Annotated in this window: 19 protein-coding genes; 8 read left to right on the top strand and 11 right to left on the bottom strand. The window is 61.3% G+C overall.

Annotated elements, in window-relative coordinates; all coding sequences use genetic code 11:
- The 7 genes from V7080_RS11980 to V7080_RS12010 all read left to right on the top strand — a co-directional run.
- Nucleotides 1–1,796, top strand: a 1,796-nt coding sequence (locus tag V7080_RS11980; RefSeq protein WP_334188626.1) for an aldehyde ferredoxin oxidoreductase family protein, incomplete at its 5' end; no start/stop codon positions are given.
- A 69-nt stretch (nucleotides 1,797–1,865) separates the two neighbouring features.
- Nucleotides 1,866–3,137, top strand: coding sequence for an NAD(P)/FAD-dependent oxidoreductase (locus tag V7080_RS11985; protein WP_334188627.1), 1,272 nt, complete (start codon nucleotides 1,866–1,868; stop codon nucleotides 3,135–3,137).
- 78 nt (nucleotides 3,138–3,215) lie between these two features.
- Nucleotides 3,216–3,467 (top strand): MoaD/ThiS family protein, encoded by a 252-nt coding sequence (locus tag V7080_RS11990; protein ID WP_334188628.1) that lies wholly within the window; start codon nucleotides 3,216–3,218, stop codon nucleotides 3,465–3,467.
- 9 nt (nucleotides 3,468–3,476) lie between these two features.
- Entirely contained in the window at nucleotides 3,477–3,770 is a 294-nt protein-coding gene (locus tag V7080_RS11995; RefSeq protein WP_334188629.1) for a hypothetical protein, read from the top strand.
- Nucleotides 3,771–3,979: 209 nt separating this feature from the next.
- Complete coding sequence (locus tag V7080_RS12000) at nucleotides 3,980–5,245, top strand: NAD(P)/FAD-dependent oxidoreductase (RefSeq protein ID WP_334188630.1); 1,266 nt, start codon at nucleotides 3,980–3,982, stop codon at nucleotides 5,243–5,245.
- A 96-nt stretch (nucleotides 5,246–5,341) separates the two neighbouring features.
- Complete coding sequence (gene dcd / locus V7080_RS12005; protein ID WP_334188631.1) at nucleotides 5,342–5,908, top strand: dCTP deaminase; 567 nt, start codon at nucleotides 5,342–5,344, stop codon at nucleotides 5,906–5,908.
- Nucleotides 5,909–5,998: 90 nt separating this feature from the next.
- Nucleotides 5,999–6,682, top strand: a complete 684-nt coding sequence (locus tag V7080_RS12010) for a glycine-rich domain-containing protein (RefSeq protein WP_334188632.1) — start codon at nucleotides 5,999–6,001, stop codon at nucleotides 6,680–6,682.
- Nucleotides 6,683–6,714: 32 nt separating this feature from the next.
- Here the strand turns inward: V7080_RS12010 and V7080_RS12015 are convergent, their stop codons facing one another.
- The 6 genes from V7080_RS12015 to V7080_RS12040 all read right to left on the bottom strand — a co-directional run bounded on the left by V7080_RS12015 (nucleotide 6,715) and on the right by V7080_RS12040 (nucleotide 13,224).
- Nucleotides 6,715–8,157: a DUF1501 domain-containing protein gene (locus V7080_RS12015; protein WP_334188633.1), complete on the bottom strand. Its 1,443-nt coding sequence runs from the start codon at nucleotides 8,155–8,157 to the stop codon at nucleotides 6,715–6,717.
- Between the two features lie 9 nt (nucleotides 8,158–8,166).
- Entirely contained in the window at nucleotides 8,167–9,891 is a 1,725-nt protein-coding gene (locus V7080_RS12020; protein WP_334188634.1) for a DUF1800 domain-containing protein, read from the bottom strand.
- 281 nt (nucleotides 9,892–10,172) lie between these two features.
- Nucleotides 10,173–10,700 (bottom strand): DUF2062 domain-containing protein, encoded by a 528-nt coding sequence (locus V7080_RS12025; RefSeq protein ID WP_334188635.1) that lies wholly within the window; start codon nucleotides 10,698–10,700, stop codon nucleotides 10,173–10,175.
- A gap of 2 nt (nucleotides 10,701–10,702) precedes the next feature.
- On the bottom strand, nucleotides 10,703–11,689 hold the full coding sequence (locus tag V7080_RS12030; RefSeq protein ID WP_334188636.1) for a TerC family protein: 987 nt from the start codon (nucleotides 11,687–11,689) through the stop codon (nucleotides 10,703–10,705).
- On the bottom strand, nucleotides 11,682–12,056 hold the full coding sequence (locus tag V7080_RS12035; protein ID WP_334188637.1) for an HPF/RaiA family ribosome-associated protein: 375 nt from the start codon (nucleotides 12,054–12,056) through the stop codon (nucleotides 11,682–11,684). The genes V7080_RS12030 and V7080_RS12035 overlap by 8 nt, the downstream gene beginning before the upstream one ends.
- Before the next feature lie 169 nt (nucleotides 12,057–12,225).
- Nucleotides 12,226–13,224, bottom strand: coding sequence for a sodium-dependent bicarbonate transport family permease (locus V7080_RS12040; RefSeq protein ID WP_334188644.1), 999 nt, complete (start codon nucleotides 13,222–13,224; stop codon nucleotides 12,226–12,228).
- A 101-nt stretch (nucleotides 13,225–13,325) separates the two neighbouring features.
- Here V7080_RS12040 and V7080_RS12045 point away from each other — a divergent pair, with 101 nt between their 5' ends.
- On the top strand, nucleotides 13,326–14,228 hold the full coding sequence (locus tag V7080_RS12045) for a LysR family transcriptional regulator (RefSeq protein WP_334188638.1): 903 nt from the start codon (nucleotides 13,326–13,328) through the stop codon (nucleotides 14,226–14,228).
- An 81-nt stretch (nucleotides 14,229–14,309) separates the two neighbouring features.
- On the opposite strand, the gene V7080_RS12050 is transcribed toward V7080_RS12045, so the two are convergent.
- The 5 genes from V7080_RS12050 to thyA all read right to left on the bottom strand — a co-directional run.
- Nucleotides 14,310–16,559 (bottom strand): arginine/lysine/ornithine decarboxylase, encoded by a 2,250-nt coding sequence (locus V7080_RS12050; protein ID WP_334188639.1) that lies wholly within the window; start codon nucleotides 16,557–16,559, stop codon nucleotides 14,310–14,312.
- A gap of 177 nt (nucleotides 16,560–16,736) precedes the next feature.
- Nucleotides 16,737–16,937 (bottom strand): DUF2905 domain-containing protein, encoded by a 201-nt coding sequence (locus V7080_RS12055; protein ID WP_334188640.1) that lies wholly within the window; start codon nucleotides 16,935–16,937, stop codon nucleotides 16,737–16,739.
- Between the two features lie 72 nt (nucleotides 16,938–17,009).
- Complete coding sequence (locus tag V7080_RS12060; RefSeq protein ID WP_334188641.1) at nucleotides 17,010–17,498, bottom strand: dihydrofolate reductase; 489 nt, start codon at nucleotides 17,496–17,498, stop codon at nucleotides 17,010–17,012.
- Nucleotides 17,499–17,508: 10 nt separating this feature from the next.
- The gene (locus V7080_RS12065; RefSeq protein ID WP_334188642.1) at nucleotides 17,509–17,796 is read right to left on the bottom strand and encodes a GIY-YIG nuclease family protein; all 288 of its coding nucleotides are present in this window, start codon (nucleotides 17,794–17,796) and stop codon (nucleotides 17,509–17,511) included.
- Between the two features lie 206 nt (nucleotides 17,797–18,002).
- Nucleotides 18,003–18,321, bottom strand: a 319-nt coding sequence (gene thyA, locus V7080_RS12070; RefSeq protein WP_334188643.1) for a thymidylate synthase, incomplete at its 5' end; no start/stop codon positions are given.

Genomic DNA, 18,321 nt, shown 5'->3' on the forward strand with positions numbered 1-18,321 from the left:
CCGCGGAAACGCTCAACATGCAGTGGGCAAAAGACTATGTCGGCCAGCGCGGCCTGGCGACAAAATACTATGTGGAAGAAGTGGACCCGAAGGTCGATCCGCTGTCGGCGGAGAACAAGATCATCTGGGCCACCGGCCCGCTGACCGGCACCATGGCCTCCACCGGCGGCCGTTACTCGGTCATCACCAAGGGCGCGCTCACCGGCGCGATCGCCTGTTCCAACTCCGGCGGCTACTTCGGCGCCGAGCTGAAGATGGCCGGCTGGGACATGATCATTGTCGAAGGCAAGGCCAGCCAGCCGGTCTACCTCCATATCGAAAACGATTATGCCGAGCTGATCGACGCCTCCGACTTGTGGGGCAAATCGGTGTGGGACACGGAGCCGGCCATCAAGGGCAAGCACCAGGATCCGCTGATGCGGGTGTCATCGATCGGCCGCGCCGGTGAAACCGGCTGCCTCTATGCGGCGGTGGTCAATGACCTGCACCGTGCCGCCGGCCGTTCGGGCGTGGGCACCGTCATGGGCAGCAAGAACCTGAAGGCGATCGCGGTACGGGGCACCAAGGGCGTCGGCAACATCCGCGATCCGCGCGCCTTCATGAAGGCGACCGTCGCGGCCAAGAAGGTCCTCGCCGACAACGCGGTCACCGGGCAGGGCCTGCCGAAATTCGGCACCCAGGTGCTGATGAACGTGATCAACGAGATGGGCGCCTCGCCGACGCGCAACCATCGCGACGTCCAGTTCGAAGGCGCCAAGGATATCTCCGGCGAGGCAATGCATGAGCCGCGCGCGACCGACGGCAAGCCCAACCTGGTGACGAACCAGGCCTGCTTCGGCTGCACCATCGCCTGCGGACGCATATCCAAGATCGACGAGCAGCACTTCACCGTGCAGAACAAGCCGCAGTACTGGGGCGCATCCGGCGGGCTGGAGTATGAAGCGGCGTGGGCGCTGGGTAATGCCAACGGCGTCAATGACCTGGAAGCGCTGACCTATGCCAATTTCATCTGCAACGAGCAGGGCATGGATCCGATTTCCTTCGGCGCGACGGTCGGCGCGGTGATGGAGCTGTATGAAATGGGTGTGCTGACCCGTGAACAGATCGGCATCGACGCCAGGTTCGGTGATGCCAAGGCGCTGACCTACTTCGTGGAAGTGACCGCCAAGGGCGAAGGCTTCGGCAAGGAGATCGCCCAGGGGTCGAAGCGGCTGACCGCCAAGTTCGGCCATCCCGACCTGTCCATGAGCGTGAAGGGCCAGGAATTCCCGGCCTACGACTCGCGCGGCATCCAGGGCATGGGGCTGGCGTATGCGACGTCCAACCGCGGCGCCTGCCACCTGCGCGGCTATACGGTCGCGTCCGAGGTGCTCGGCATCCCGGTCAAAACCGATCCTCTCGTCACCGAAGGGAAGCCGGATCTCGTCAAGGCCTTCCAGGACGCGACGGCGGTGTTCGATTCCGCCGGTGTCTGCGTGTTCACAACCTTTGCCTGGACCATGGCCGACCTGCAGCCGCAGCTGCATGCCGCCTGCGACGAGTCCTACAGCCTCGAACAGCTGAACCTCATCGGCGAGCGAATCTGGAACCTGGAGCGCGATTTCAACAACAGGGCCGGCTTCACCGACAAGGATGACAGCCTGCCGAAACGATTGACCAGCGAACCGGCCAAGACCGGTCCGGCAAAAGGCATGGTCAACGGTCTCGACAAGATGCTGCCGGAGTACTACCGCATCCGCGGCTGGACACCGGAAGGGCAACTCACCGAAGAGACCAGGAGCCGCCTCGGCTTGTGATTGGCGGAAGGGCGCGAACCGGTGACCGGCTCGCGCCTCCTTATTTTGACTATCGGCCACGGAAAATCTATGAAGCATCTGATCATCGGCAATGGGCCGGCGGGCGTCATCGCGGCGGAGACCATCCGCAAGCATGCGCCGGCGGACGACATCATCCTGCTCGGCGATGAGCCGGAGCCGTCCTATTCCAGGATGGCGATTCCTTATCTCTTGATCGGCAACATCGACGAGCAGGGCACCTACCTGCGCAAGGAAAAAGATCATTTCACGACGATGCGCATCGAGCAGCGTACCGGCAGGGCGCGCAGCATCGATACCACCGCCCGCCGCGTCACGCTGGACGACGGCGGCACGATCGACTTCGACAAGCTGCTGATCGCCAGCGGCTCGATCCCGGTGCGTCCCCCGATTCCCGGCATGGACGGACCGCTGGTGCATTCCTGCTGGACCATGGAAGACGCACGCCGGATCATGGCGCTGGCGAAGCCGGGTGCGCGGGTGATCCAGATGGGCGCCGGCTTCATTGGTTGCATCATCATGGAAGCGCTTGCGGAGCGCGGCGTCGATCTGTCCGTCATTGAAATGGGCAACCGCATGGTGCCGCGCATGATGGGTGAGGGCGCCGGGTCGATGATCAAGCAATGGTGCGAACGCAAGGGCGTCAAGGTGCATACCTCGGCGCGGGTGGACGCGATCGAGGCCGGTGCCGGACCGGACGCGCCACTGCAGGTCCGGCTGTCCACCGGGGAAACGCTGCCTGCCGACCTGGTTATCTCCGCAACCGGCGTGAAGCCGAATATCGGCTTCCTGGCCGGCAGCGGCATCCTGTGCGAGCAGGGCGTGCTGGTCGATGCGACCATGCAGACCAATGTGCCGGGCGTCTATGCCGCCGGCGATTGCGCCGAGGCGTTCGACCGGGCCAGCGGCAAGTCGATGGTGTCGGCGGTCCAGCCGAATGCCGCCGACCAGGCCTATTGCGCGGCGATGAACATGGCCGGGCGATCGGTGCGAAAAGACGATGTCACCATGATCAACGTGCTCGACACGCTGGGATTGATCTCCACGTCGTTCGGCCGCTGGGAGGGCGTGCCGGGCGGCGAGCGGGTGGAGCTGGCCGACTTCGTCAACTTCAAGTACCTGCGGCTGGAATTCGACGGCGACGTGCTGGTCGGGTCGAATTCGGTCGGGCATACGGAACATGTCGGCGTGCTGCGGGGACTGATCCAGCAGCGCGTGCGGCTGGGAGAATGGAAGGAAAAGCTCAAGGCGGACCCGACGAGGGTAATGGAGGCGTATGTGGCTTGTTCGCAGAAGCAGCATCGGTGGCAGGTGGCGGCGTAGGAGCAGCGTAAAGGCCGAGTTCGGCCTGAATGACTGTTTCTTCAAGCTGCCAATATGCACCCAGCTATACTTGCCCCCATGAAAGTTACCTTCAAACTCTTCGCCTCCCTTACCGACTACCTCCCGGCCGAGCGCAAATACAATGCCGTTGAGCTTGACGTCGAGCCGGCCACCACGATCGGCGACCTGATTGTCCGCTTCCGCTTGCCGGAGAAGCTCGTCCATCTCGTCCTCGTCAACGGCCGCTACATTGCTCCGGCCGACCGTCCTGCCATGGCGCTGCAGGATGGCGACGTCCTCGCCATCTGGCCGCCCGTTGCCGGCGGCTGACAGGTATCCATGACGGTACCAATCCGCCTGCAGCGCGACATGGGCTGCACGCTGGCCGAATTCGAACGATGGCTGCCGGGCGCGACCCGGGGTGCGCGTATCGAATCCATTGGCGCAATGTACCGGGTGCATGCGGCAGAGGGCATGCTGGAGATACGCCTGGAGGAAAAGCCCCCGCGGCGCATTGCCAGCATCAGTCTGCCGGTCCTGTCGGTCACCTTCGATTTCCTAGAAATGCCCGAGGAATCGCGCAAAATCTTCCTCGACTATTTCGACCACTACACCCGCCGGGGCGGAGGCTAGGAAATCGAGCTATTGCTCCCGATTAAATATTGATATCGCGCAAGCTATCTGCGATTTATCGGCAGCCCTTGACAAAATGCAACTCCCATAGATATTTCGTCGATATAGTGATTTTTGTAACACCTGATCCACAAGGAGGAGGTCGTGCAAAAACATCCAGCGAATCAGCGGTATCCATTGAGCGCCTTTCCACTGTGCGGGAGGCCCGCATGAAGCATCTCATCATCGGCAACGGCCCCGCAGGCGTGATCGCCGCAGAAACCATTCGCAAGAATGCCCCCGAAGACGACATTCTCCTCATCGGCAACGAACCGGAGCCGCCCTATTCACGGATGGCGCTTCCCTACCTGCTGATGGGTGACATCAAGGAGCAGGGCACTCATCTGCGGAAGGACCCGGAACATTTCAAGGAGCTGCGCATCGAGCAGCGGCTCGGCAGGGTGCGCCGCATCGATCCGCAGATGCACAAAGTCTCGACCGAGGACGGCTCGGTGTTCGACTTCGACCGGCTGCTGATTGCCACGGGTGCCAGTCCCGTCATGCCGCTCATTCCCGGCATCGACGCGCCCGGCGTGCATTCCTGCTGGACGATGCATGATGCCCGCAGGATCATCCAGCTTGCCCGGCCCGGCGCCCGCGTGGTGCTGATCGGCGCGGGTTTCATCGGCTGCATCGTCATGGAAGCACTCGCCGCCCGCAGCGTGCGGCTGTCGGTGGTGGAAAAGCGTGACCGCATGGTGCCCAACATGATGGGCGAGGGTGCCGGCCGCATGATCAAGCAATGGTGCGAGAAAAAGGGCATCCGCGTCCATACCGGCACACGGGTGGAGGCAATCGATACCGTCCGCCGCCAGGATGGTTCGCTCGCCGGTACGCCGCTGGTTGCGCGCCTGTCCGACGGCCGCCAGCTGCATGCCGACCTGATCGTATGCGCCACGGGTGTGAAGCCGAATGTCGGTTTTCTTGGCGGCAGCGGCATCAAGTGCTCGCAGGGCATCCTGGTCGATGCGTCGATGCAGACGAACCTGCACGGCATCTACGCCGCCGGCGATTGCGCAGAGTCTTTCGATAACGATTCCGGCCGCACGATGATTTCCGGCGTGCAGCCGAATGCGGCCGACCAAGCCTATTGCGCTGCGCTCAACATGACCGGCCAACGGGCATTCCAGCACGGCGTGCGCCAGATCGACGTGCTCGATACCCTTGGCCTGGTGTCGGCATCCTTCGGCCAGTGGCGTGGCGTTTCCGGCGGCGAGTGGGTGGAGATGAGCGACGACCGAAATTTCCGCTACCTGCGGCTGGAGTTCAACAAGGATGTGCTGGTTGGCTCCAATGCCATCGGCCTGACGGAACATGCCAGCGTGCTGCGCGACCTGATCCGCCACCGCATCGAACTCGGCGAATGGAAGGACCGGCTGCTGCAGAATCCGACCCTCCTGAGGGAAGCCTACACCGCCTGCGCCGGGCACATGTAGACAATCGGGCAACCACGTCGATCGCCGCCGATGGTGGCCGCACGCCTGTTTTCGCGTAAAATCCTGCGACCAGCAACCCCGGGAAGCGCGACAACAATGAGCATCAAATCCGACAAGTGGATCCGCCGCATGGCAGAGGAAACCGGCATGATCGAGCCGTTCGAGCCGGGCCAGGTGCGCACCGCCAACGGCCACAAGATCGTCAGCTACGGCACCTCGTCCTACGGCTACGACATCCGCTGCGCCGACGAATTCAAGATTTTCACGAACATCAACAGCACCATCGTCGACCCGAAGAACTTCGATGAAAAATCCTTCGTCGATTTCAAGGGCGATGTCTGTATCATCCCGCCGAACTCCTTCGCGCTGGCCCGCACCGTCGAGTATTTCCGCATCCCGCGCAGCGTGCTCACGATCTGCCTCGGCAAATCCACCTATGCCCGCTGCGGCATCATCGTCAACGTGACGCCTTTCGAACCCGAATGGGAAGGGTATGTGACGCTGGAGTTCTCCAACACCACGCCGCTGCCCGCCAAGATTTATGCAGGGGAAGGATGCGCGCAGGTGCTGTTCTTCGAAAGCGACGAGATTTGCGAGACGTCGTACAAGGACAGGGGCGGGAAGTATCAGGGGCAGCGTGGCGTGACTCTGCCAAAGACCTGAGGCGCCGCAGTCTCGCTTCTGGTCAGGGCTGGGGAAATGGTGCGACGTGCTGCCCTTTCCGTATATTGCGGCGATCGAAGGGAGGACTGAATGTCGGAACTCATTTTTGGCATCTTCGCATTGGCCGTTGCGTCGGTCATTGCACTGGATGTGTGGCGACGCGGTGCAAGGAGGCGCCGCCGCAAGCGGCTCGAACAGTATGTTTTTCCGGCCGGGATATCACGCCGGCTGAAGGAGACCTACCCGTATCTCAACGATCAACAGGTCGCGACGGTCATGATGGGTCTGCGTGAATACTTCGCCATTGCACTGATGGCGAACGGCCGGATGGTTTCCATGCCCAGCAAGGCGGTGGATGCGGCCTGGCATGAGTTCATCGTATTTACCCGTGGCTATCAGGATTTCTGCCGCAAGGTCCTCGGCAGATTCCTTCATCACACGCCGGCGGAAGCCATGCTTACGCCGACCGTTGCCCAGGACGGCATCAAGCGCGCGTGGCAGTTGTCGTGCCTGCGCGAGAACATCAGCCCGTCCGCACCGCAGCGGCTTCCTCTCTTGTTTGCAATCGATTCGATGCTCGCCATTCCCGGCGGGTACAACTATGCGCTTTACTGCACGCCCGGTTCGAACCAGTATTGCGCAGCCGATATCGGCTGCGGCGGCTTTTCGGGCAGATCCTCGGATCGCCGTAACGACGGCGGGGGTGGAGACAAGGATGACGACGGCAATGACGGCAATGGCGGCGACGGCGGCGGGGATGGCGGCGGCGATTGACAGCCCCATCCAGGCTGCACAAATCGTCGTTGTCAGTTCATGAAGCCTAGGTTCCGGTTCGAAAAGTTTGCAATATTCGGGAATACCTCCGCAATCTGGGTCGGACTCAAGCCGAACCAACCCGCCAGCGTGCCACCGTACTGGTCCACCGAGATCGACGGCAGCAAACTTCCCGATCCCACGTCCAGCGCATGCCCCAGCCCGGTGACCGGGAAGTCGCCGTAGATGTTCTTCCCCTTGACCGCACCGCCCACCACGAAATGATGTGATCCCCATCCATGGTCGGTGCCGTCGCCGTTGCTGGTGAAGGTGCGGCCGAAGTCCGACGCCGTGAACAGCGTGACCTGATTGCGCAGGTCGCTGCCGCCGAGGGTGGCCAGCGTGGTGTCGAAGTAGGACAGCGCATGGGCGAGCTTCGCCATCAGGTCGGCTTGCGAGGTGCGCTGGAAATCATGGGTGTCGAATCCGCCCATGCTGACGAAAAAGACCTGCCGCCGCGCCCCGAGTCCGCCGCGCCCTCCGATCACCCGCGCTACCGTCTGCAACTGCGTCGCCAGGGAGTTGTTGGCGAGCGTGCCGTTGTTCGGGTTGGTGTATTGCGTCGGATTGGGCACGCCTGTCGTCCCGGCCGGGAGCATGGCGGCGCTGAGGACGCCCTGCGCACTGATCGAGCGCTTGACGATGGCCGCATGATCCTTTTCCAGCAGATGATTGCCACCGCCGCCGATGATCGCCTGCAGCGGATTGGCGCCGGCCGGCGCGCCGAACAGCGATCCGGTCAGCCCGCCGATCGGGACCGCGCCGGACGGATTGACTTGATACTGGTTGATGGTCTGGCCTGCCAGGAACACCGCATTGCCGGACGCGGAAATCGACGTGAACGTGGTGTTGGCGTTCATTGACGACAGCAGGTCGCCCATGCGCCCACCCCAGCCGAATTTGGCGCCTTCCGGCTGGTATGCCTGCCAGAGGGACTGCTGGTCGTTATGCGAAAACAGCTTCGGCGGCAGGGGCACGCTTCTCGCCCTGTACTGGTCCTTCGTCGTGGGTGCGATCAGCGGGCCGACGTTGGCGACGATCGCCGCCCGGCCGGCATCGAACAGATCTTTCAGCGGACCCAGGCTGGGGTGCAGGGCGAAGCTGCGGCCTGCATGGCCCGCCGCCAGAATGATCGGCAATACACCGCCGGCGGCACCCACTGCCGGTAATGCAATCGATCCGGCTTCGGTGGTTGTGCGCACGCTGAGGTAATCGTTCCAGGACGTCGGATCGGTAGCCAGTACGGTATTGGCGTGGTCGTTGCCGCCCGACAGGAACAGGCAGACGATCGCCTTGTAGTCGTCGGCGGTTTGCGCCGCCGCCGCGCCCATGGTCAGCAGGTTGAGCGCGAATGGCGCGCCGGCGGTGCCGACTACCGACATGGCGGACGCGGCGCGCAGAAACCGGCGGCGTGATGCGTTGATTGTGCGGGTCATCTGTGGCTCCTATTTCTGCGCGATGTATTCGGGCGACGCCATGGTCAGGAAGATTGCGAGCATGACGCGATTCCTGCGTGCGGTGGCGGCGTTGGTGGCATTGTTGGCCGGTATGGCAACCGAGCTGACTGCCGCGAGTACTTGGCTGCGCAGGGTGGGCGACATCTGGTTCGCCGTCAGCAGGAGGTTCACGCGATCGACCAGCTTGTCCGGCGTGTCGGCCAGCGCAAGCTCCTCGGTGTAGTCGGATTTGATATCGCGGGCATTGCCTGTGCCGTTGGGGATCACGCTGCGCATGAAATTCAGGTAACCGACCACCGATGTCTCGCCGGTGATCTGCATCTCCGGTGCGACCAGCCCGGCACCGGCGATCCCGGAATTTGGCGGCACGTAGCCGGGGCGATAGAAGTTGAACACGGAGGGCGAGCGCATCGGCGTCTGTCCCAGCGAGTTGAGCGGATCGTCGAGATTGCCGAGCAGGAAACGGCCCGATGCGGACTTGGCATTGAACGCGCGCATCCAGTTCGCCAGCCGGACCACCGGCTCACGCAGCTTGCCGCTGCCTGAACCGGCAGCAATGGTGTCGGAGCGTGCTTCCGGATCGAGCAGGATGGCGCGGATGACTGCCTTCATATCGCCGCGCACGCCTTCGCCGTTATTGGCGAATGCCGCGGCAACCCGTGCGACGTACTGCGGACTCGGATTGCTGGTCACCAGCCGCTGGATGAGCTGACGCCCGATGAACGGGCCGACGTTCGGGTGATTGAACAGGGTATCGAGTGCAATTTTCAGGCTGACCTCTGGCGTGGCGCCGGACGGCACCACTGCGCCGAGGAAACGCTTTTCCGAGACTGAATGAAACTTCGGATACGACTGCATCGGGAGCCAGTCGCGGTTCGGGTCGGCATTGCCCCCGTAGAAGCGGGAGTCGCTCTTGTCCGGGCCGGCCCAGCTCCAGCCGGTGAAGACCTTGGCGAGCCCGGTAATGTCGGCATTGGTATAGGTCTCGATCGGCCGGTTGTCCGCCATCTTCAGCGAACCGTCCTGGTTCAGTTCGTGCAGGCCGATGGTGAGCAACTGCATCACTTCGCGCGCGTAGTTTTCATCCGGCATGCGGGTGCCGGCTTCCTTCTGGTTGCGCATCGAGGTCAGGTAAATGCCCATCATCGGATGCAGCGATACCGCTTCCAGCAGGTTGCGGTAGTTCCCGAATGCGTGCGCAGCCAGCGTGTCGTAATAGGAGGCCACGCCGCGCGGATAGTTGGCCACCGTGCTGTCCTGGAAGGAGACGACGAATATCTGCGACAACGCATAGGCGACGCGCTGGCGCAGCTGGTCCTCACCGGTTGCGGCCTGCTGCCAGAACGATTCGAAGAAGTTGTTTTGATTGGCGCTCTGCCCGGTGCTGGCCGCGATGCTATTCATATAGTCGCGGTGCAGGATCTGGGGCTTGGCGAATTGTTCATTCAGCCATGCGCCATAGCCGGCTGACTCCAGGCGCTCGATCTCGGCGCCCGTAGGGCCGAAAGACGCCTGGATCAGCATGCGCGCCGCCTGGGTGCGGGTGGGAATGTCGTTGACGGGAGGCTGTGCGCTGCCACCGCCGTTCGCGGTGCCGCTGCCGGGGGCGCCGGGCCCGGTGCCCTCGCTGCCACCACTGCCCCCGCCTCCACACGCGCTGAGCAGCACAAATAGGGCGCTGGCCAGCCCCGAACGTAATACTGAATGCCGCATGCGGTTCTCCTTGTTGTTGGATCGGCAAGCATGGCTTGCCTCGGCGTTCAGCGATGATGAAAGGAAACTTTTAGAAGGGATGTTTCAGAGTGGCGAAAACCGTTACAAGATGTAATCGGTTTTATGATCGGTCGACGAAAACCGGTGGCAAGCCTATGGAGGAGACGCCTTGGCCGGTTAAAGGCTTGCCGGCCGGCTCAAGGCGGTTTTACAACAGATATGTCGATTCAGATATGCAGATTGCAACAATGTCGATGCTAAAAGAGGCCTTTCTCAGCCGGTTATCGGACTTCCGTGCGGCCGGCTGCCGGACGGGAATGCCATTTGCGCAGGATGGCCAGCCGCCATCCGATATGCGCCAACGCGAACGTCGTCAGGCCCAGCCAGATTCCGAGCAGCGGTAGGCCGAGCAATAGCGGCTTGCCCGCGCCCTGTACCCATGCGACCCATTCTGTCGTACCCGGCCAGGCGGCAGCGTCCGGCCAGGCGATCGGCTGCCCAAGGCAAAAGGCGCCAATCATCCACGCCACACCCCATAGCGGCAGGGTAGTCAGCGGATTGCTCAGGAACGTCAGCAGGAACGCCGTCGGCAGATGTGCCCCGAACCGCATGGCTGCCAGCCCTGCGATCACGGGCTGGGCTGGTAACGGCAGCACGCTGACCGCTGCTCCGATGCCGGCCCCAAGAGCGACGGAACGGCGCTGCGGTACCCACAGCGCTGCTCTGCCTTCGCCGAGAAAGCGCACGATCTGCGGATGGTTCCTGATTGCTCCCGAAGACTGCAGCCATTGGCGAATCGTTCTGGCCATACTTACTCCTTACCTGCGGATAACTGAAGCGGCGGCGCCGTTCGGGGCTTGGTCCAGATGAGGCTGGCGACGACGGACAGTCCAATGATCGTGCCCACCACGGCGAGCGACAGCAGCACCGGTATCTTGTAGACATCGACGATCAGCATCTTGGTGCCGACGAACATCAATACCATGGCAAGGCCGTACTTCAATAGATGGAAGCGATCCGCCACGTCCTTCAGCAGGAAGTACATCGCACGCAGGCCGAGGATCGCGAACACGTTCGACGTCAGCACGATGAACGGATCGCTGGTGATCGCGAAGATCGCCGGGATGCTGTCTACCGCGAATATCAGGTCCGTGATTTCCACCAGGACCAGCACCAGGAACAGCGGTGTTGCATACCGTACCCCTTTGCTGATGATGAAGAAGCGCTCGCCGTGAAAGTTGTCGGTCACTTTCATGTGCTTGCGCATCCAGCGCAACGCCGGATTCGTGCCGAGGTCGGGTTGCTTGTCCGCGAAGATCAGCATCTTGATGCCTGTGGCCAGCAACAGAAGTCCGAAGAAGTACAAAATCCAGTGGAACTCGCTGATCAGCCACGTGCCGGCGACCACCATCACGGTACGCATCACGATCGCGCCCAGTACGCCGTACAACAGCACGCGGCGCTGGAACTCCGCCGGCACCGCGAAGTAGCTGAAGATCACCAGCCAGACAAAGATGTTGTCCACCGCCAGGGACTTCTCGATCACGTAGCCCGTCAAAAATTCCAATGATTTCTCGTTGGCGATTTCCCGGCCGGCCACGCCGTCGAGGTGCCACCACAGGGCGGCGTTGAAGAGCAGGGCCATCATCACCCACACCACCGACCATCCCGCCGCCTCGCGAAATGTCACCTTGTGCGCGGTTTTCCCGCCCAGCAGCAGGAGGTCGGCTGCAATCATCGTCAGCACGAGGGCGAAAAAGCCCGCCCACATCCACCATGAGCCGATGCTCTCAACCATGATCGCCTTCTGTTGGTCTGTCGGTATCAGCGCTGTGGCTGTCCGTAAAATGAGGACGGGATGCAGGACGCTTGCGCATGACCATGCGCATCGCCCGGTAAGCGGCGCGCTTCACCGCACCGTCGATGGCGTTGTACATGTCTTCCTGCACTTCGCGGATCACCACTTCCGGCCGGCCGGGCATGGTCACGCTCACCTGGCAAACCTTGTCACGTCCGCCGCGCGGGCCGTTCAGATCACGCAGGCGCACAACGATACGGACTGCCTTGCTGCGGGCCCGGGCAAACGCGAAACGGACACGACGTTCGAGGTGCTCGCGCAGTGACGGGCTGAGAGAAAACTCCTGGGCAACCAATTGCAATTCCATGTGATTCTCCTTTCGTGGTTAAACAGCAGGTGCATTGTTGCCCTTATCTCTATCCTTAAAAACCTGAGAAAACTTGAATTAGACTTCAGTAAAAACGGATGAATTAATTTTGTGCCTTTGTTTCTCTTCTTTCCGTGCCGTGTTGTTGAACCCCATCCAACCATCCATTTCATCCCAGAACGAACAACGCCACCTGGGTATAGGCGGGAATTCCGACAAGGATATTGAAAGGGAAAGTGAGTCCGAGGGACATGCCGATCAGCAGCGAGAGGTTCGCTTCGGGAATGGCATAGCGCAGCGCCGCCGGCACGGCGATATAGGAGGCGCTTGCGGCCAGCGCCATCAGGAGAGCGCCGTCGCCCGGACCGATGCCGCATGCCATGCAAAGCAGCAAGGCGACGCCGGCGTGCACCACGGGCGCAAGCAATGCATACGACAGGAGCCATCTGGATGCCTGCTTCAGGCCTGTCATGCTGCGCGCCGCGACCAGGCCCATGTCCAGCAGGAAGAAGGCAAGGATGCCCTTGAACAGATCACCTGAGAACGGCTGCATCGCCGTCTTGCCTTCATCGCCAGTCAGGTAGCCGATCGCCAGTGCACCCAGAAGCAGCATCTGGGCGCCATCGGTCAGTGACTCATGCAGGATCTTGCCGAACCCGGATTGCGGCATCGATCCGAGTGCAAGGACCCCTGCGCCGCTTGCGCCGACATTCCGGCTTTGCGCATGGCGCAGCGAACTCGCCGTCATGACGGCCATGATGATGGCGGGTGACTCCATCAATGCCATCGCCGCCGCCATGTGGCCGCCGAAAGGAACTCCTCGCGCTTCCAGGAATTGGGTCGCGGCGATGAAGGTCACCGCGCTCACAGATCCATAAGCCGCGGCGATGGAGGCTGCGTCGAAGGGTCCGGCAAATCGCTTCAACAATCGGTAACCGAGGAAAGGCAAGGCAATTGCGAGCGCAACGGCGCACGCCAAGCTGGTCGCCACTTCGCCGCCCAGGCCGGAATCGGAAAGCGCAAAGCCGCCTTTCAGGCCGAGTGACATCAGCAAGTACAAGGACAGGAAGCGCGAGATCTGGGGCGGGATTTCGAGATTGGACTTGAGCGTGCCGGCAAGAGCGCCGAGGAAAAAGAACAGTATTGCTGGATCGAGGAAACTGGACAAGCTGGACATAGAGGCACCTTTTCATGAACGGTCGCCATCGTAGCCGCGGGAATACATAAAGTAAAATCAATAATCCTGATGCAAATCATCGAGAAATATCTATGAACCCGACCTTCCGTCAATTGACTGTTTTCCTTGCTGTCGCGGAGCAAGGCAGCATCACTGCCGCCGCGCAGGCCTGCCACATCACCCAGCCGACGGTGTCGATGCAGATGAAAGAGCTTTCCGACACCATCGGGCTTCCGCTCTACGAACAGATCGGCAAACGCCTGTATCTCACCGCCGCAGGCGAAGCTTTGGCGGAAACCGCACGAGCGATGTCGGACGAGTGGGAGAGGTTCGAACAGGGCATTGCCGCGATGAAGGGGCACACAAGGGGAAAGCTTCGGGTCACCGTAGCGAGTACGGCGAAGTATTTTGTGCCGCGCATCCTCGGCAGCTTTTGCGGACGCTATCCCGAGGTTGACATCGCACTCGAGATTTTGAACCGGGACCAGATCGTTCAGCGCTTGAGCGTGAACGCCGACGACTTGTACATCATGTCGATGCCGCCGGACGAGATCGACCTGGTGAAGCAGGCGTTCGTTGCCAATCCGCTGGTCGTGGTTGCGCCGGCAACGCATCGCCTGGCAAGGAAGCGCAGGCTCGCGCTGTCCGATCTGGCCGGGGAATCCTTCATTTTGCGGGAGCCGGGATCAGGTACCCGGCTGGCGGGAGATGCGCACTTCGCCGGCCTCGGCTTCAAGCCGAAGATCCGCCTTGAACTCGGAAGCAATGAGGCGATCAAGCAGGCGGTTGCCGTAGGCCTCGGCATGACGGTTCTTTCCCGGCACGCGCTTAACCCGAAGACGGATGGCGGAACGCTCGCCGTCTTGCGGGTGGCGGAGTTCCCGGTACATTCCAACTGGTGGGTGGTCTACCCGCGAGGCAAGCGCCTGTCGCCGATTGCGAATGTGTTTCTGGAACATCTGTCGGCGATGGCGAAGAAACTGGCGGTCGGGTAGGGGGGCAGCAGGAGAGAACAGCAGGAGGGGAGAGCAGCGCCGCCGCAATGCGGCGACGCTGACTTGGTGATGCCCTTGCTGCTACTTCACGCAGTCGACGTAATACCCGCGTCGTCCATTCACTTCCTGGGTGACCAGGCCGTGCACGTCGGTCTGGAAACCGGGAAATTTTTCGTTGAAATCGCGGGCGAACTTCAGGTAATCGACGATCGTCCTGTTGAAACGCTCACCCGGAATCAGGAGCGGGATGCCCGGCGGATAAGGCGTCAGCAGGATGGCGGTGACGCGGCCTTCCAGTTCGTCGATCGCCACACGTTCGATCTCCCGATGCGCCATTTTCGCAAAGGCATCCGAAGGTTTCATCGCCGGCTGCATATCGGACAAGTACATTTCGGTCGTCAGGCGGGCGACGTCGTAGGACTTGTACATGTCATGGATCTGCTGGCACAGATCGCGCAGGCCCACCCGCTCGTAGCGCGGATTGGACGCGGCGAACTCCGGCAGGATGCGCCAGATCGGCTGGTTCTTGTCGAAGTCGTCCTTGAACTGCTGCAGCGCCGTCAGCAGGGTATTCCAGCGGCCCTTGGTGATGCCGATGGTGAACATGATGAAGAACGAATACAAGCCCGCCTTCTCGACGATGACGCCGTGCTCCGCGAGGTAACGGGTAACGATCGATGCCGGGATGCCGGTGTCGCCGAACTTGCCGTCGAGGGACAGGCCAGGCGTGACAACCGTCGCCTTGATCGGGTCCAGCATGTTGAAGCCGGGGGACAGATTGCCGAAGCCGTGCCAGTCATCCTCGGCGCGAATCATCCAGTCTTCCTGAGTGCCGATGCCATTTTCGGAGGCGACGTCCGGCCCCCAGACCTTAAACCACCAGTCCTGGCCATATTCCTCGTCCACCTTCTTCATTGCGCGACGGAAATCGAGGGCTTCGAAGATGCTTTCCTCGACCAGCGCGGTGCCGCCCGGCGGCTCCATCATCGCCGCCGCCACATCGAGCGAGGCCATGATCGCGTACTGGGGCGAAGTGGAGGTATGCATCAGGTAGGCTTCGTTGAACATGTCCTGGTCGAGCTTCACCGTCTCCGACTCACGCACCAGGATCTGCGATGCCTGCGACAGGCCGGCCAGCAGCTTGTGGGTCGACTGCGTCGAGAAAATCATCGATTGCTTCGCCCGCGGCCGGTCCTTGCCGATGGCGTGCATGTTCTTGTAAAAATCGTGGAAGGTGGCATGCGGCAGCCATGCTTCATCGAAATGCAGCGTATCGATCTCGCCGTCGAGCATTTCCTTCAGCGTTTCGACGTTGTACAGAACACCGTCGTAGGTGGACTGGGTGATGGTCAGGATGCGCGGCTTCTTGTTGACGGCTTCGCGGGCGAACGGGTTGGCCTCGATCTTCTTGCGGATGTTCTCCATCTTGAATTCTTCCAGCGGAATCGGGCCGATGATGCCGAGGTGATTGCGCGTCGGCATCAGGAAAACAGGGATTGCGCCGGTCATGATGATCGAATGCAGGATCGACTTGTGGCAGTTGCGGTCGACGACGACGATATCGCCCGGGCCGACGGTCGAATGCCACACCATCTTGTTCGAGGTCGAGGTGCCGTTGGTGACGAAATAGCAATGGTCGGCGTTGAAGATGCGTGCCGCGTTGCGTTCCGATGCGGCGACCGGGCCGGTATGGTCGAGCAGCTGCCCGAGTTCTTCCACCGCATTGCAGACGTCGGCGCGCAGCATGTTTTCGCCGAAGAACTGGTGAAACATCTGGCCCACGGGGGACTTCAGGAATGCCACGCCGCCGGAGTGCCCCGGGCAATGCCAGGAATAGGAACCGTCCTGCGCGTAATGCACCAGCGCGCGGAAGAAGGGTGGGGCCAGTCCGTCGAGGTAGGATTTCGCCTCGCGGATGATGTGGCGGGCGACGAATTCCGGCGTGTCCTCGAACATGTGGATGAAGCCGTGCAGTTCGCGCAGGATATCGTTCGGGATGTGGCGCGAGGTGCGGGTTTCGCCGTAGATGTAGATCGGGATGTCCGCATTTTTATAGCGGATCTCTTCAACGAAGGCGCGCAGCGATTTCAGCGCCTGGTCTGTTTCCTCGAAGGAACCAGCCCCGAATTCCTCGTCGTCGATCGACAGGATGAAGGCGGATGCGCGGGACTGCTGCTGGGCGAACTGGGACAGGTCGCCGTAGCTGGTCACGCCGAGCACTTCCATGCCTTCCTTGGTGATCGCGTCCGCGAGTGCGCGGATGCCGAGGCCCGAGGTGTTCTCGGAGCGGAAATCTTCGTCGATGATGACAATAGGGAAGCGAAATTTCATCAGGTTTCCTGTGGAGGCGGAGGCGCTGGGGCAGATCGTTGCCAATCCGTTTGGGCGTCAAAAAAGAAAAGCGGATTTTCGCAGATATGCGGCTGCCGTGCTGGAAAAACAGGGGATTTTTGCGTGAAACTTGCCGTCCGGAGGCCCCAACCGGCGCTATTCACCCAAAACCGGCATCTATCGCCGGAAGATCCAGAGCAGTAGCGATACGACGACCGAGATGACGATGCAGGTCACGATGGGGAAGTGGAAACTGAAGCCTTCCCTGACCACGTGGATGTCGCCCGGCAACCGGCCGAACGGCAGCTTCGACATCCACGGCCATGCCAGTCCGATGACCAGCAGTGCAATTCCGGCGATGATCAGAAGTCGTTGCATTGCTCAATTCAGGCGCTCTGGCATGGCTGCATCCGTATGCTGGCCGTTTGATGGCGGATGCGCCGGATGGTTCTATACGCGCTCGTAGGTCACGAATGCGTAGCCGAAATCCTGGGCGGCCGAATGATGCGTGTCGCGTGCGACTTCCTTCCACTCGTTCGGATCGATTGCCGGAAAGAAGGTGTCGCAGTCAAACGTCTTGTCGATCTCGGTGACGATCAGACGGTCGGTGTAAGGCAGCGCTTCCGCGTAAATCTGCGCGCCGCCAATCACATGGGTCAGGGTGCCGCCCACCAGTTCGAGCGCCGCTTGCAGGGAACTGACCGCTTCCACCCCGTCATGTCGCCACCCCGGGTTGCGGGTAATGACGATATTGCGGCGGTTCGGCAAGGGCCGCCCGATGGAATCGAAGGTCTTGCGGCCCATGATGATCGGATGGCCGACGGTCACCCGTTTGAAATGCGCAAGGTCTTCCGGCAGGCGCCACGGCAGGGAGTTGTTGATGCCGATGCCGCGTTGCGAGTCGGTGGCGACGACAATGGTGAGGTTGGGGCGGGTCATGTTGGTTTGGTTATGCGGTGAATTCAAGATATAAATCTTGCCAAGTTGGATTGCTCTCTTCGATCAGCCGCAGCTTCCAGTCGCGGTTCCACTTTTTGATCTGCTTTTCCCGAGTGATGGCGGCGTCGATCGAGGTGTGGATTTCGTACCATGCGAGCAGGTGGACGCCATACTTCGAGGTAAAACCGCTAACCGCGTCTTCTTTGTGCTCCCAAGTGCGCCTGACGAGGTCCCGTGTAACACCGGTGTATAGCGTTCCATTCCTTTGGCTGGCGAGGATGTAGACGTAGTATTGCATCGTGCTACGCAGATAGGAATGTGTGTATCACGTTTTCAACCCTTGTCATTCCCGCGCAGGCGGGAATCCAGGGATGCTCCACCTAAGGGAATTTACAGCGGCGAGGCATCTCTGGGTTCCCGCCTGCGCGGGAACGACAAGCTCGATGTACGGCGAAGCAAACGGTAGACTTCTTTGGCAACCGTGCTCACTGCACTTTGCATGCCTCAAACCGCCACTGGCGCCTTGATATGCGCATGTGACTGATACCCTTCGATTTCAAAATCCTCGAACCGGTAATCAAAGATCGACTCGGGCTTCCGCTTGATCACCAGCTTCGGCAGCGGAAAAGTCGTCCGTGACAGCTGTTTCCGCACCTGGTCCATATGGTTCGAATACAAATGGCAATCGCCGCCGGTCCAGACGAAATCGCCGACGTCCAGCCCGGCTTGCTGCGCCATCATGTGCGTCAGCAGCGCATACGACGCGATGTTGAAGGGCACGCCAAGGAAGATGTCCGCGCTGCGCTGGTACAGCTGGCAGGAC

This window comes from Noviherbaspirillum sp., assembly GCF_036846085.1.
Classification (GTDB): Bacteria; Pseudomonadota; Gammaproteobacteria; order Burkholderiales; family Burkholderiaceae_D; genus Noviherbaspirillum.

What these genes read in the sequence shown, in the direction of transcription:
- V7080_RS12050 (WP_334188639.1), bottom strand. Translation starts at nt 16,559, where the DNA reads ATGAAATTTCGCTTCCCTATTGTCATCATCGACGAAGATTTCCGCTCC.
- V7080_RS12060 (WP_334188641.1), bottom strand. Translation starts at nt 17,498, where the DNA reads ATGACCCGCCCCAACCTCACCATTGTCGTCGCCACCGACTCGCAACGC.
- V7080_RS12045 (WP_334188638.1), top strand. Translation starts at nt 13,326, where the DNA reads ATGAACCCGACCTTCCGTCAATTGACTGTTTTCCTTGCTGTCGCGGAG.
- V7080_RS12055 (WP_334188640.1), bottom strand. Translation starts at nt 16,937, where the DNA reads ATGCAACGACTTCTGATCATCGCCGGAATTGCACTGCTGGTCATCGGA.
- V7080_RS12010 (WP_334188632.1), top strand. Translation starts at nt 5,999, where the DNA reads ATGTCGGAACTCATTTTTGGCATCTTCGCATTGGCCGTTGCGTCGGTC.
- V7080_RS12030 (WP_334188636.1), bottom strand. Translation starts at nt 11,689, where the DNA reads ATGGTTGAGAGCATCGGCTCATGGTGGATGTGGGCGGGCTTTTTCGCC.
- V7080_RS11990 (WP_334188628.1), top strand. Translation starts at nt 3,216, where the DNA reads ATGAAAGTTACCTTCAAACTCTTCGCCTCCCTTACCGACTACCTCCCG.
- V7080_RS11985 (WP_334188627.1), top strand. Translation starts at nt 1,866, where the DNA reads ATGAAGCATCTGATCATCGGCAATGGGCCGGCGGGCGTCATCGCGGCG.
- V7080_RS12020 (WP_334188634.1), bottom strand. Translation starts at nt 9,891, where the DNA reads ATGCGGCATTCAGTATTACGTTCGGGGCTGGCCAGCGCCCTATTTGTG.
- V7080_RS12035 (WP_334188637.1), bottom strand. Translation starts at nt 12,056, where the DNA reads ATGGAATTGCAATTGGTTGCCCAGGAGTTTTCTCTCAGCCCGTCACTG.
- V7080_RS11995 (WP_334188629.1), top strand. Translation starts at nt 3,477, where the DNA reads ATGACGGTACCAATCCGCCTGCAGCGCGACATGGGCTGCACGCTGGCC.
- V7080_RS12015 (WP_334188633.1), bottom strand. Translation starts at nt 8,157, where the DNA reads ATGACCCGCACAATCAACGCATCACGCCGCCGGTTTCTGCGCGCCGCG.
- dcd (WP_334188631.1), top strand. Translation starts at nt 5,342, where the DNA reads ATGAGCATCAAATCCGACAAGTGGATCCGCCGCATGGCAGAGGAAACC.
- V7080_RS12000 (WP_334188630.1), top strand. Translation starts at nt 3,980, where the DNA reads ATGAAGCATCTCATCATCGGCAACGGCCCCGCAGGCGTGATCGCCGCA.
- V7080_RS12025 (WP_334188635.1), bottom strand. Translation starts at nt 10,700, where the DNA reads ATGGCCAGAACGATTCGCCAATGGCTGCAGTCTTCGGGAGCAATCAGG.
- V7080_RS12065 (WP_334188642.1), bottom strand. Translation starts at nt 17,796, where the DNA reads ATGCAATACTACGTCTACATCCTCGCCAGCCAAAGGAATGGAACGCTA.